9 protein-coding genes and 1 rRNA gene are annotated in these 14389 nt (G+C 48.2%); 4 read left to right on the top strand and 6 right to left on the bottom strand.

Translation table 11 applies throughout. The features are described from left to right. Position 1: 1 nt before the first annotated feature. The 3 genes from HNR50_RS20365 to HNR50_RS20355 all read right to left on the bottom strand — a co-directional run bounded on the left by HNR50_RS20365 (position 2) and on the right by HNR50_RS20355 (position 7092). Entirely contained in the window at positions 2 to 835 is an 834-nt protein-coding gene (locus HNR50_RS20365) for a hypothetical protein (RefSeq protein ID WP_184748651.1), read from the bottom strand. Further along, positions 832 to 2745 (bottom strand): SpoIIE family protein phosphatase, encoded by a 1914-nt coding sequence (locus tag HNR50_RS20360; protein WP_184748650.1) that lies wholly within the window; start codon positions 2743 to 2745, stop codon positions 832 to 834. Before HNR50_RS20360 ends, HNR50_RS20365 begins: the two co-directional genes overlap by 4 nt. Positions 2746 to 2826: 81 nt before the next feature. Beyond that, positions 2827 to 7092 carry a non-ribosomal peptide synthetase gene (locus HNR50_RS20355; RefSeq protein WP_184748649.1) on the bottom strand — a complete coding sequence of 1422 codons (4266 nt, stop codon included), beginning with the start codon at positions 7090 to 7092 and terminating at the stop codon, positions 2827 to 2829. Between the two features lie 49 nt (positions 7093 to 7141). Between HNR50_RS20355 and HNR50_RS20350 the strand changes: the two genes are divergently transcribed. Beyond that, positions 7142 to 8026 carry a substrate-binding periplasmic protein gene (locus HNR50_RS20350; RefSeq protein ID WP_184748648.1) on the top strand — a complete coding sequence of 295 codons (885 nt, stop codon included), beginning with the start codon at positions 7142 to 7144 and terminating at the stop codon, positions 8024 to 8026. Continuing rightward, a complete protein-coding gene (locus HNR50_RS20345; protein WP_184748647.1) occupies positions 8027 to 9013 on the top strand; it encodes a sensor histidine kinase in 987 nt (328 codons plus the stop codon). A 79-nt stretch (positions 9014 to 9092) separates the two neighbouring features. Here the strand turns inward: HNR50_RS20345 and argF are convergent, their stop codons facing one another. Next, positions 9093 to 10085 carry an ornithine carbamoyltransferase gene (argF, locus tag HNR50_RS20340; protein ID WP_184748646.1) on the bottom strand — a complete coding sequence of 331 codons (993 nt, stop codon included), beginning with the start codon at positions 10083 to 10085 and terminating at the stop codon, positions 9093 to 9095. A gap of 92 nt (positions 10086 to 10177) precedes the next feature. Beyond that, positions 10178 to 11416, bottom strand: coding sequence for an arginine deiminase (locus HNR50_RS20335; protein ID WP_184748645.1), 1239 nt, complete (start codon positions 11414 to 11416; stop codon positions 10178 to 10180). A gap of 126 nt (positions 11417 to 11542) precedes the next feature. Between HNR50_RS20335 and HNR50_RS20330 the strand changes: the two genes are divergently transcribed. Continuing rightward, complete coding sequence (locus HNR50_RS20330) at positions 11543 to 11926, top strand: hypothetical protein (RefSeq protein WP_184748644.1); 384 nt, start codon at positions 11543 to 11545, stop codon at positions 11924 to 11926. An 8-nt stretch (positions 11927 to 11934) separates the two neighbouring features. On the opposite strand, the gene HNR50_RS20325 is transcribed toward HNR50_RS20330, so the two are convergent. After that, positions 11935 to 13944: a methyl-accepting chemotaxis protein gene (locus HNR50_RS20325; RefSeq protein ID WP_281389157.1), complete on the bottom strand. Its 2010-nt coding sequence runs from the start codon at positions 13942 to 13944 to the stop codon at positions 11935 to 11937. Positions 13945 to 14299: 355 nt separating this feature from the next. Here HNR50_RS20325 and HNR50_RS20320 point away from each other — a divergent pair. Then, a 16S ribosomal RNA gene (locus tag HNR50_RS20320) occupies positions 14300 to 14389 on the top strand; the annotation flags it as partial.

The raw sequence follows: 14389 nt of genomic DNA, 5'->3' as shown, positions 1-14389 counted from the left end.
ATCAAACGGGCTGAATGGTTACGAACTGAAAATCCCGCGTCAGAACGGAAAGGGGTTTGAAACTGGCCTTCTGCCAGTACACATCTCCGGCGTAGCGGACCGTCGTCCTTATTCTCTTTTTTTCCAGACTGGTCAGAAAAGAGAGTATGGGAGGGATGGTGGAAGAGTTGAGCGAATCCATCTCGGTGAAATCGACAACGACGTCCTTGTCGAGGAGGTTCGTGATCAGTTCCTCCAGATACCTGTCCAGAAGCGCCGAGGGGTTCAGGTCGCGGCTTCGTCCCGTCCAATGAATAATAACCGGGTCGTTATCCTTTACGTTAACCGCGAATTCTTCCGTTATCAATGATTCCATAGTATTTTCCCTCTTTCGATTTATGTATTTGCTGGCTCGAACCGTTAACTTGTTGCCCATAATTTCGTATTGAATATCGAAATTGCCTTCTCCGGCAATTCTCAGCAGCCCGAGACGGCTCTCGCCGGGGACGCGGTGCTCCATAATATCCTTCAGCCTGTACATGTACTGCAGCCTCGGATCGCCTCCGCTGTTGATCTCGTCAATGTTCCGGAGAAGCCCGGCTATTTCTTCGTGGTTTTCGAACTGATTGGTAACGCGAATTTCCACCGTCTCGGAGAAATTGACCTGCAGGAGCACATTGGCTGAGAGCTTTTTCTCCATGTGGAACTTTACGGCGTTTTCAAGCAGTTCATTCCCCGCCATCAGCACGGAACTCTTCTGCTCTTCGTTGAGCTTGGCCATTTTCCCTTCAAGCCATTTGTCCGTTTTCCGCAGTCCCTCCTCGTTCGGAGGGACTTTTCGGGTCAGCTTTGTCATTTCTCGACTCTCTTAACCACGAAGATTGTAACATCATCATCAAATACGAGATTTTTCATCTCTTTTCTGATTCCCTTGACTATATCGTCGACCGGCAGAAAGGCCAGTTCGGCGAAGAGATTCCCCAGATCCTTCTGGGTAAAATCGCCGCCCGATTTTCTCACCGACTCGGTTATCCCGTCCGTGTAGAGAAGAAGCGAATCCCCCTCTTCGAGAGAGAAGGGCTCGTTGTCGTTCATGCCGCTGATATCATCGACGATCCCTATCCAGGTTCCGTTGGTTTCCGTGACCTCCAGCATCCCCGTATCCTTTTTATAACAGATCAGGGGGAGATGGGCTCCGGAGAATAAAAATCTTCCGTGGTCGTGGCAGGCGAAAACGGTCAGCGTCATATAGCGCTGTTCTCCCAGTTTGTGGATATTATTGTGGATGGTCTTGTTTATGATAGTCAGGAGATCCGAAGGATCTATCGTGGGATTCTGGGAAAGGGCCACGTGTATCGATGTCTGAACCATCATCATGATGAGCCCCGAGTTGACTCCGTGCCCCGACACGTCGCCGATGAGGAACCAGTCACGGCCTTCGGCGTGTATGACGTCGAAATAATCCCCGCCTACGGTTTCCGTCGTCTCAACGAATGCCGCGACTTCATAACCGTCTATGGCCGGCTTCTCCGGAAGGAGAACGGTCTGGAGCTTGTGCGCCAGTTCCATTTCGGTCCATAGCGCGTCCCGGGTTCTCTGGAGCGTGGAGTTGGAGGCGTTTAATTCTTCGACGGTCTGGGCCAGCTCTTCATTGGTGCGCTGCAGTTCCATTGTCCGCTCTTCCACCGTGGCTTCCAGTTTTCTCTGATTGTCTCTCAATTCGGAAACCATTATGTTTATGGACCTGGAAAGAACGCCCACTTCCGAACTGGTCTTCAGATCTGTGGTGACTGTCCGGTCGCCTTTGGAAACTTTTTTGGCCATTTCCGTCAATTGCTCGATAGGTATGACCACCGAGTGGACGACATAGTACATGAGCACGGCTCCTGCGACCACTCCCGCGAGCATTATCAACAGATTGATAAGCACGAGTCCCGATACCCGGGCATTAATCTGCGAATAGGAATCGTAAACGCCGAGGGACCATCGGGCCGATGGAACGGGTGAAAAGGCTATGTAATTGCGGCCTTTATCGCCTTCGTAAGTTCCGAAACCTCTTTTCTGTTCCTTCATGGCACGCACAATTGGCTCCATTGCGGCATAGTCGGGCGACTGTTCGAGGCCCGAATCCAGGATGAGGCTGCTGTCGTTGTGATAGAGAAACCGGCTTTTCCCGTCTATGACGAAAATGGATCCGCTTTCTCCGATGGAAACGCCACTTATATGGGTGAAAAGCTCATCGAGAGGGAGGACCATGGCTACGATCCCCTCTACTGTCGGCTCCTGGTTCAAGACATAGGCCAGCATGGCCGGTGCGAAAAAGATGACCGCTTTCCTGCCGAAATAGACCCCGGGCTCCGATACGGCCGGAAGCTTGTTTTCATAGGCGTAACGCCAGGCGTTCATGGAACTGAGATCGAAATTCATAAACTCGGAACGATAGGGAGCCATATGGAAGACTTTCCCGTCGGCCGGGGTGTAAAAGACATTGGTGAACTGGGAATAGCGTCGTATAAAAACCTGCAGCGTCGTCTCGACGTTTATGGACGTGATGACGGCGTTGCCCAGGTCCTGGCCCACATTGAAATACTCCTCGATGGTCGAATCAAGCTGCTTGGAATAACTGTGGCTCAGTAGCTTGGCGTTCTCGCGGACCTGCTCCTCAAGAAGATTGGTTGAGAATATGCTTGTGAATATTGTCGTAACTATATAAATAACCACCAGAACCGGCACAATGGCCAGCATCAGGCGGACCTGAATTTTCAAAAATTTTCTCCTCCCACCTCATAGGCATTCCAACCATTATACAATTGAAAGGGATTTTGGCTAGATGCGGAATTAATATTATCAGGGGTGCTTGCTTATCGATAGGATATACTCTTTTTCCGGATATATCCACTTATGTCCGCCTTTTTTCAATATGACATCGGTGTGGTCGCTTCGGGGATCGGAAAAGAGCAGTTCCGGATATTTCAGATAAGGAGCAAAGGTAAAAAGGTCGCTCTCTTTTTCGAAGCGGTCGAGGAATTCCCCGACTTCCATCACGGACAGACCGAAAGAAGCGCCGAGATCCCTCATGGCAATCCGCAGGGGATTCAGAACGTGAAAGCATCGCAGAGGCGTGGTCGTCCTCATCAGCAGCCACACCGCTTCGGCGGCCTGATCGACATAGGTCATGTCGATGAACTCTTCATCAAGATCGGGAACGGCTCCGATTCTAACATAGGCGTCCAGGGATCGCAGGAAAGCGTTTCCGCTGCGATTGATCTGATTGATCCCCTTATCGGAACTCCCGACCAGATTTCCGAGCCTGTAGATCCTGACATTCATTCCGCTGGTTCGCAAAATCCGCTCGGCTTCCCATTTCGACTCAAGGTAATTGTTTTCCAGATGCGGTTCCGATGGGAAATCGCTTTCGTAGAAGAAGCCGAATCCCCCTCTTCTCTCCAGCAAATGCAGACTGATGGTGCTGATATAATGATATTCTTTGTCCCTTCCTTTCTCCATAAGAGACAGAAGAGTTTCGGTTCCGCGGATATTGGTTCCCACATAATCCTCATATTGGCCGTAATGCCGGACATTGGCGCCGGCGTGAATGATCGTATCGACCCTGTCGCCGAGGGAATCCCAAAGAGCCTTATCGAGACCCAGCTTCTCCTTAGTCAGGTCTCCGCAGAGAAAAATGAGGCGGTCCCTCCATTCCGTCAGTTCGGATCCGGCAAAATAGTAGCTCCAGAGTTCTGCAAAGCGGTTCCGGGCTTTCTCTTCTGTTTCGCCGCGAACCAGCAAAAACAAACTTGATACAGATCGCTCCAGGATCGTTTTTGCCAGATGGATGCCGAAAAAGCCCGTCCCACCTGTTAAAAGTATGGTTTCGAAGGTTTTATCCTGGACTAAGGTCGAATAATAGAGTTCGTACTGGCTTTGCTCATATTCCCGCAGTCTTTTCCGCTCCCGGGCCAGAAGGGAAACCTGATCCCAGACCCTCAGGTCTCTTATCTCCGGCGACAGGGTCAGCGTTTTGTTTTCCAGGATAAAGGAGGCCAGATCATTGATGGTGCTGTGGTCGAAAAGCTCCTGAAGCGTTACATGGAATTTTTTTTCCAGACTGGCGAAAATGGTGATGAGCCCGAATGAATCGCCTCCCAGAGAGAAAAAGTCATCGTCGTCGGAAAAGGCTTTGTCGGGAAGGACTCTCTCCCATTCCTCCCTTATGGCCGATTCTATCGTGAAGCCGCGGCGATTTCTGTCTGAGTTTTCAAATGATTCAACGGCAACAGGTTCTATGTTATTCCGGTCGATCTTTCCGCTTGAAGTCAGAGGAAGACGTTTCTCTTCCTTCCATAGCTGGGGAATCATATAAGGCGGAAGCCTGTCGGTCAGATAGTCCCTGAGGTTCCGGTCGGAGCAAGGCTGACTAGCCGTGTAATGACAGGCCAGAGACTGATTGCCCCTCTTGTCATTCTGTACCAGCACGACAGCTGCGGAGATGGCGGGATGGGATTCCAGGGCACCTTCAATCTCGCCCAGTTCGATGCGGTTCCCGCGGATTTTTACCTGATGGTCCATGCGGCCGTGAAATAATATCTCTCCGCTTTCATTCCAGCTGGCCAGGTCTCCCGTTCTGTAAATTCTTCCTCCGGCAGCCCGGGGGTGAGCGGTGAAAGCTTTCTCCGTCAGATCCGGAGCATTCAGGTATCCTCTGGCCAGGCAGGGGCCGGCGATGCATAATTCGCCGCGGATTCCCGGCGGGAGAATGTCGCCGCGGGGCGATAGGATCAGGATTTGCACATTGGATATGGGGAATCCGATAGGCAGCAGCCTGTGGAATCCGCCGGAACACTCATGGGCCGTCACTTCGACAGCAGCTTCCGTGGGGCCGTATAAATTGAGAAGGCGTACTGAAGCTCTTTCAAATAAGCCGAAGAACCGCGATGCCGCTTCTCCCGGAAGGACTTCGCCGCTGCAGGCGACCAGCCTGAGGGATTTGAGCTCATCGATCCTGTGGGCCGTTTCGACATATTCGAGAAAGGCGCGGAGCATGGACGGAACGAAGTGGACAATCGAAGCGGAGTGTTTTTTCAAGGCATCGATTATGGCCGGAGGGTTCTTTTCTTCACCCGGCAACAGCAGATGGAGACGCCCCCCGCCAAGCGGCCAGCCGAATAATTCGGGAACCGATACGTCGAAAGTGTAGGGCGTCTTCTGGATGAAGCAATCCTCCGGGCCGAGATTATAATAATCTTTCATCCAGAGAAGTCTGTTCACGACGGCCCCGTGTTCGACCATCACTCCCTTGGGCCGTCCGGTGGAGCCGGAAGTGAAAATGACATAGGCCAGCCTCTCCATTGGCAAGTCGAGGTCGAGGTTTCCCGTACGGGCTGAAGCGTCTTCCCACTCGGAAAGAACCAGGCAGCCGCCGTAGAGCTCCGCTGTTTCCCGGCAGTCTGATAAAATGAGTGATGGTTTCGCCTCTTCGAGAATCAGACGGTTCCTTTTGGCCGGATGATGGCTGTTTATCGGCACATAGGCGTAGCCCGCCTTGAGTATGCCGTATAAGACAGCAACCAGATCAAAGCTTCTGTCCATGAGAAGAGCGACCAGATGTTCCCCCTCTCCGAGAGTTTCGCGGAGCTTCCGGGCGATGCGGTTGGCCCGGATGTTCAGTTCGCCGTAGGATAGCGTTTGCCCGTTGAAAGACAGGGCGGGGGCACCGGGATCTGTCGCTTCCCGTGTCTCGAGGATCTGGTGGACGAGAACCTTCTGTTCGGGCAAGGCGACCGGTTTGTTGAATGTTTTGAGAACGCGATTGATATGGCGGGAGCTGATCCAGGGCGTTGTATGAAGCAATCGGTCGCAATCATCCAAAGCGGCTTCGAGCACAGTGAGGAAATTTTCCTGAAGTATCAATATCCTGTCTATATCGATCGAATCGGTTCTGTAATCCATGTCAATTGAAAAACGGCTTTCATCATCAATATAAGGACGTATCAGGAGAGGGAAGTTTTCGGCACCGCAATAATGAAATCGACTGTCAAATGGATATTTGACAGAGTTGTATGAATAGACGATTTCAAGAGAATTGAAGACTGTTTCCTTTCCGGACTCTTCATTGACAAAAAGGGAGCTAACGGGGAACCTCTGGCGCCTCATGCCGCCTGCAAGCTCCTGCTGAATTTTCTGAAGGTTGTCCCACAGGGATGACTGAAAGTCGCTTTTTATTTTCAGGGCGATCGTGTTGACGAACATGCCCGCAATTCTTTTTTCCTTTTTGCTTATGCGGTTATGAGTCAGCATCCCGATAAGAAATTCCCTGTTGTTCGATGCCAAAGCGATGGTCGCAGACAGTATCCATAGGAAAAACACCGACGGAGTGATCTTTTTCAGGCTGCAGAAATCATTAATTCGCCGGGATGTCCCGTCATCGATTGTAAAATTATTCCTCTCCGCGCTGTGGGAACTGGGGTGTTTGCTGAAAAAAAAGCCGACCCTGGGAGGGACGGGCAAAAGAGCCTGCTTCCAGTAGTCTTTGTCAGAAACATATCGTTCGGAATTCAAATAGCTCTCTTCTTCTTTCAGATATAGAAGGTAGCTTCCTTTCCTCTCGCGTTTCAGTTCATAAGGATAATTCCGCTTTAGATTGGCGAAAATCTCCTCCGTAACAAGCTGATAGGTCCAGGCATCGGAAATAATGTGATGCGCCCGAAAAACAAACCCGTATCGGTCGTTCCCGATGCGGAAAGGATGAAAATCGGCTAGAGGAGAATCCCAGTAGGGAATTTTTTCTTTTACAAGGGAATCGGCCCAGACTTTACACTCCTTTTCATCTGCAAAAGGGGTATAATCGCTGAATGCCAGAGGTGCGAAGGGGGTGATATACTGTCTAGCCGTAACGCTCTCGCTGCTCATGCGCATCCTTAAGGTGGGAAAGGATATGAGAGTCTGGTTGACAGCTGCTTCAAAATGCGTGATCGGAACAAAGGCCTCAAAAAAGTAGCGAACGGCAATTGTGTTAACGGGAAGGGAGCCCGAGCTGAATTCGGAGAAATGCACTCCCTTTTGCGGTCCGCTCAAATCTCTTTTTATGATCCTGTTTTTTTTCATTGCCATCATCTATCTGCTCCTTTAGAATGATCGTAACATCAGACTTCAGGATTGATAAATGATAAAAAAAATCGCCTTTGCAATACCATTCGTTTTTTTCCTTCTAAGTTGCGGATCGGAAAAAACCGAACTGGAAATCGATCAGGATTTAAACAACGAGGCTTCGGAAAGCGCTCAAAGCCAGGTCTCCGAAGCTGAAGACGTTGTAAGCAGTCCGCTCATAAGTGTCTCGCCCGATGACGAAGTCCTCATTTTCGTCCGCCAGGACGGCGCCCCCGGAATGTATCTGGGCGACGATGGCGAGGTTCATGGTTTTTATGTCGATCTGGAAAAAATGGTCATGGACGAAATGGGGCAGAAGTACAAATTCATACCCTATGGAGACGCGGGCCCCGTTATCCTCGGTTTGAAATCGGGAACGCACCACATTGCGCTGGCCGCGCCGGATCTTCCCGGATTCCGCTCATCATTCAATCTGTCCATGCCCTATGAGATTCTTCATTTTGTAACATTCGTGCAATCGGATAATAATGATATCAAAGGATCGACGAGAGAGGAATTAATCGCGAGTCTTCACGGGAAACGCGTAGGTGTACAGACGCAGGGGCATATCTGGGAGTCTCTCAGGAACGAAAGAGAAATAGAACTTATCGAATATCCTACGACGACCAAAGCTATGGAAGATCTGGATAAGGGCCTTCTCGATGCCGTTCCCGATGTGAAAAGAATCGGCTTGTACTACGCTGCGAAAGAGGGGTGGGATATAAAGCCGGTCGGAGAGCCTATCATCAGTCATACCATTACGACAGCCATTTCCCAGAGATTTGACAATACTTTGATTGACCGATACAACGCCGCTCTACAGGCCATAATCGACGACGGCCGGAGAGACGCTCTATACCAGAGCTACTTCGGTCCCATGGGCGAGGATGTCAAGCCTTAAATGATCAATCGCAAAACAGGTGGAAAAGGGGTTCTTGCGGGAGCCCTCCTCTCCGCCAACTTCCTGACACTGTTTATTACCGCATGGGCGCTGGACGTTCGCAGCATCGCTTTTTATGCCCTTCTGTTCTCGCTTATGGTTTTCGTCTTCCTCTTTGCGGTGATTCTGATGAATTCAAACAGGAGAACGGGCCTGAATTTGTCGAAAACCCGCGATGAGAACAAGTATCTCCAGGATTATATCAGCGCCAGCTGGAGTTCCAATAAAAAACTGATCCATGAGGAAAAAATCCTTGCGGTCCGCTATATGATGATGGGCTTCTCTCACGAAATCGGTACGCCTCTGGGCAATGCCCTCACATCGGTCAGCGTTCTTGACAACCTGTTGAAAGAGAGTGAAGTCGCAAACAAGGATATTTTGTACGCGCTGGACCTGAGCCGAAGCAGCATTGAGAGGACCATAGAGCTTGTTAATAAATTCAAGGACGTCGCTCAGATCTCTCTCAAAGAGGAAGAGCATGAGTTCCGGCTCCGCGAAGTTCTGAATAACATCAGCGAAGTGAAAAGGCACGAATGGAAAGGGTTGGATCTTTCCTTAAACATCGATTGCGACAGAACGTTTCATATTAATAGCTATCCCTATTCTTTGAGCATCGTTTTGGGCGTGCTGCTGGATAACGCGGGCGAATCCTATAAGGGCGGAAAAGGTTCCATTGATATAATTTGCGAAAAACGGCACCGGGATCTGGAAATCCGGATAACGGACAAAGGTGCCGGTATTAAAAGAGAGAATCTGGAGCACATCCTCGATCCCTTCTTTACGACAGGCCGCGGAGAAAAGCATATGGGACTGGGGCTTTCCATCGCCCATAATCTGATCGTTAATCTCTTCGGAGGCGATCTGAAGATAGATTCGGAATGGGGAGACGGAACAACTTCGAGACTTTTTCTTCCCGGTGTTTTCAGCCCCGCCAAAGCGAACATTTAATTGTTCCCATAAAAAAAACCCTGTCGCAGGGACAGGGCTGAATAATAATCATTTTGGCAGAATCGCCAGTGAGTCGATTCTAGAGATTGCCCATGGTGGCGACCATAACCGCCTTGATGGTGTGCATTCTGTTTTCCGCTTCGTCGAAAACTACCGAGTGTTTGCTTCTGAAGACCTCATCTGTCACTTCCATTTCATCGAGACCGTATTTCTCTTTGATGTCCTTTCCAATCTCCGTTTCCTGATCGTGGAAAGCGGGCAGACAGTGCATAAAGAGAACATTGTCGTTACCGGTTTTTCTGATCATGTCCATGTTCACCTGGAAAGGCTTGAGCTGCTTGATTCTCTGCTCGAACATGGCTTCCTCGCCCATGGACACCCATACGTCGGTGTAAATGACATCGGCGTCTTTAACGGCATTGATATCATCTGTCAGTTCGATTACCGCACCGGTTCCTTTGGCAACTTCCCGCATTTCTGCTACAAGTTCTTCCGAGGGAAAGAGCTCTTTGGGAGCCAGGGCGACAAAGTGCATACCCATCTTGGCAGCGCCGATCATAAGGGAATTCCCCATATTGTTTCTGGCGTCTCCGGCGTAAACGAATTTCACCTTGTTCAGGGGCTTGTCGCAGTGCTCCATAACTGTGAGGAAGTCCGCGAGGATCTGAGTGGGGTGGTAGAGGTCTGTCAGCCCGTTCCATACGGGAACGCCGGCGTGTTTTGCCAGCAGATCGACTGTCTCCTGTTTAAAGCCTCTGAACTCGATCCCGTCATAGTATCGGCCCAGAACTTTGGCTGTATCTTCAACCGATTCCTTTTTGCCCATCTGGCTGTTTGTCAGAAAGGTAACGCTTCCGCCTTCATCAAAAGCGGCCACTTCGAAAGCGCATCTGGTTCTTGTTGAAGTTTTTTCGAAGAGGAGAACGATGTTCTTTCTCTCGAGAAGATCACCTTTGATTCCGGCTCTCTTTTTTCTCTTCAGGTCGAGAGAAAGGTCGAGCATATATCGAATCTCTTCAGGTGTAAAATCTTTCAGTGTTAAAAAGTTTCTTCCTTTTAAGTTTACCGGCATTAATAACTCCTTTCGAAACGGAGACCCCTGGAGGCGAACCCTCTTTGCAATCTCCGGTTTCTCACTAGATTATAGTGATTTTTTATTTAATTCTAGATGATGGGCGCTCTTCTCAGAGGCATGCTCATGCATCTCGGGCCGCCCCGTCCCCTGACGAGTTCGGACCCTTCTATCTCTACAACTTCCACGCCGTTCTTTCTTAACGTTTCGTTGGAAGCCTGATTTCTCCTGTAAGTGACAACCGTACCCGGTGCGATGGCCAGAGTATTCGTGCTGTCGTTCCACTGTTCCCGGGCCGCGGTTATCTTATCTCCGCCGCCGCTCTGGATGATTTTAATATCATCTCTACCCAAAGCCTGCCCGAGAGCTTTTCTCAGATCATCTTTCGGGGTTATGTCCAGATACTCCTTCCCTTCAGGTGAAGCGGTAATGCTGAAGACCTTTAAATCGTCTTCGATACCCGGAAAAATAGTGAATTTATTGACATCAAGCATGGTAAAGACCGTATCGAGATGCATATAAGCGCGTTTAAAAGGAATCTGAATTACCAGCACCTCTTTGTATCCCGAATCGGAAGCGAAAAGATTCTCAGCCAGCTTTTCAATGGCAAGAGGCGATGTCCTGGCGCTGCACCCGACAGCGACGACTTTATCGCTGAGAGTCAGGATATCTCCCCCTTCTATGGCATCGGCATATTTATAATCGTACCACTGAGGCGGAGCCGTATCTTTTATCTCATGATGATAACGGTTGATATAGGAGAGAATCATTGTCTCTCTGTTTCTCGCACGGGTTTTCATCGAATTGATCGAGACCCCGTTTCCGATAACCGCTCCCGGGTCTCTTGTAAAGTAGAGGTTGGGGATGGGGTTAATATAAAAGGGATAATCATCGGTTATATAGTAAGAAAGACTTCTGCTTTCTCTTTTGTAGTTGATTTCATTCTTGTGAAGTCCGGCAATAAATATTTCCGCCAGGCTGTGTGTATCTCTGGATTTCAGATAATCCAGTATGGCCGCTTTTTCCTTTAACTTGGTAATGCCTGTAAACTCAGCCATTTCAGTGATAAGCTCTTCCCTGACCGATTCCTCGCGAAGAACCTCTTCCAGCATCTGGTCGTAGTAATAGACCTTGCAGCCCCTCTGGCGGAGTGCCTCGGCAAACAGGTCATGTTCCTCCCGCATTTTTCCGAGCCATGGAATATCGTCGAAAAGAAGTTCTTCGAGATATTGCGGCGTCAGTCTTTCCAGCTCTTTCCCCGGTCTGTGGAGAAGGACAGCTTCGAGTTTGCCCACTTCCGATTTCACATTATAGAATGGTTTCTGGCTCATTCATATTCCTCGTTACTATTGATGTAGTAATAGTAACTCAAGTTTTTCTATCGTGCAAGAAAATGTCTTTTTTTAATCGACATTTTCAATCAAAGCGATTATTTTCTATATTATCCTGGAGTGTAAATGAGACGATTTGTAAAAATTATCAGAAATTCCCTTTACTTCTACCTTATATACCTTGTTTTAAGCTTTACGGCAATTTCACTTTTTCCCTATTTCATTGAAGGCGGAGAATCATTCTCATTTTTATCGCGATTACTGTTCTCCTTTTTCACTTCTTTCCTGCTTCTCATTCCCTCCATTTTCTATGTGACTAGAAAAACGACCGGCGATTATATCGATGCCGTGAAAATCGAAGAGCTTGTTATAAACGAAAATGATGTAAAAGATGCGGTTACCAACTGGGTCTTCGTTAAGTACGGCAAACCTGTCATGGGCGATGTGGAAATTAATACATCATCTCCCGATGGAAAGGTTAGCTGTATTGTCAATGTGGTCCAGGACTAGCGTTTTCCCTATTCCAGTTTAAAAAAACTGATCGACTCTTTGAGCAGTTTTGCCTGACTGTTCAGTTCTTCCGCCATCGAAGCAGACTCTTCAGAAGCAGAAGCATTCTGCTGGACTACCTTATCGAGCTGGCTGATGGCTTTATTTATCTGATCGGCGCCCAGTCTCTGTTCGCTGCTCGATGCGGAAATCTCCTGTACCAGGTCTGAGGTTTCTTTGATAGCCGGTGCTATTTCATCGAGAAGGGCTCCCGCCCGCTCTGCGATTTCAACACTGCTTACAGAAAGCTCTCCGATTTCGGCTGCAGCTGTCTGACTTCTTTCCGCCAGTTTTCTCACCTCGGAAGCCACAACGGCAAAACCTTTGCCGGAATCACCCGCCCTGGCGGCTTCGATCGCCGCATTCAAGGCCAGCAAATTTGTCTGACGGGCGATTTCGCCGATAATAGAAATTTTTGAGGCGATAGTGTTCATGGCTTCAACAGTCTGGGAAACGGCTTCTCTGCCTTTTGCCGCATCATCGGCGGACTTTCGGGCTATTTTTTCTGTTTGCAGCGAATTATCAGCAGAGTGCATAATGTTTGAACCCATCTGCTCCATTGATGCAGAAACTTCTTCAGCAGAAGCAGCCTGTTCTGTTGCCCCCTGTGAAACCTGTTGTGACGAAATGCTGAGCTGTTCGGCTCCGAGAGAAACCTCTTCCGCTCCGTTGTAAATTGACAGGGCTACGGAGCGTAGAGTTTCGATTAAATCATTGAATGAGTCTCCGATCTTTCTGATTTCATCGCGGGAACGGATCCGGACTGAAGAAGTCAGATCCCCCTGAGACATTAGTTCTGAAAGCCGTACAATTTTATCGATTGGACGGGTTATGGAAATGGAAATCAGTATGAAAAGAACGACAGATATGAGGATGGAAGCGATTAGAAGTGCTGTAGAAATGATCAGGTTTTTTCTGATCAGCAGTTCTCCCGAATCCATCTTCTTTGCTATTTCGACGTTAATATCGTCAATATATATACCTGAACCTATAACCCATTGCCATGGTTCCAGCAGTTTGACAAATGATAGTTTCGGTTTGGGACCCTCGTTTTCAAAGCCGGGCTTGTCCCACATATATTCGGTAAAGCCCTCTCCGTCTTCCGATTTAAGGACGACATCCACCATATCTTTAAATATCTGGTTTCCCTCGGGATCGGTGACAGTAGATATTCCTCCGGGAACATACCATTCCGGTTTCAGTTCCTTCGGATTGTTGGGATGCATAACCATAGCCAGGTCCGTATCGTTTATCCAGAAATAATTCGTACCGTCGTATTTCATATTTTCAATAAGATCCATCGCTTCCTGCATGGCTTCTTCTTTCGAAGCCTCTACATAAACACCTGTTCCGATTATCCACTGCCAGGGAGTAAATCGTCTCATATAGGAAATCTTGGGCATCGGGTCATCGAATCCCGGCCTGGGCCAGAGGTAGTCGCTGTAAGCTTCACCGGTTTCTTCTGTGTCGTATACTATTGCCTGGACGAATTTCTTTCCTGTCGGATCTGCTACATCCTTTACCCCGTATGGCTTGTACCAGTCGGGATTGACTTCGGGTGTGACTATGGGATGCATTATCATTCGCGGCTCGTAATCCTGAATCCAGAAATAGCCGTCCTCTCCGAAACGCATGATTTCCACGGCTTTTTTGGCTCTATCTTTCGCTTCTTTTTCGGATATGAGTCCTGCTTGGTTCATTTGATAATAAAGCTCTATTTGGCTGTATGCCAGATCCGTGTAGGGTTTTATCCTGTTTCCTGTTTCCTTCTTCAACCTTTCAAGGTCGACTGTCCGGTCATAGAAATCTTTCATAGCCTGATAGGCTATAATGACATTGTCCCGCAGCATGGTTTTTTTTTGTTCCAATGTATCTGAAGAATATTCATCAATATTGTTTTTAATGATTTTCCTTACATTCAATACATTGATCAGACTGATTAAAACGATAGACAAAAACAGAATAGAGACGGAAGACATTATGATCTTATTTCTTATTCTCATTTGACGACCTCTTTTATAAGAATAGTTCTTCAGATCCCCTTTTGCAAATCCATGATTTTATCCCCGAATAGACAACTGAGAAAAAAGAATTTTTTTTATTTGAATTCAATTGACAGTATTTATTCAATTTGTTAATTTACCTCTCGTGCTTCGGGGAAACCCGGAAAAGCAAACAGCTCGAATTGCTTAAACAAATTGAGAATGAGTCTTTTTAAAGCACTGTTCTTTAACAAGTTATTGTTAATTAGGGAAGGGAAGAGAATACGAAAATGAACTTTTGAGTTTCAGATTTTCAATGATGAAATTATCTGACTTCGGTCAGATATAATAAATCATGGAGAGTTTGATCCTGGCTCAGAACGAACGCTGGCGGCGCGTTTTAAGCATGCAAGTCGAACGGTAGAGATCCTTCGGGGTCTTG

It is taken from the genome of Spirochaeta isovalerica (genome assembly GCF_014207565.1).
GTDB lineage: Bacteria > Spirochaetota > Spirochaetia > DSM-2461 > DSM-2461 > Spirochaeta_F > Spirochaeta_F isovalerica.
This window is presented reverse-complemented; position numbering and strand designations above follow the sequence as displayed.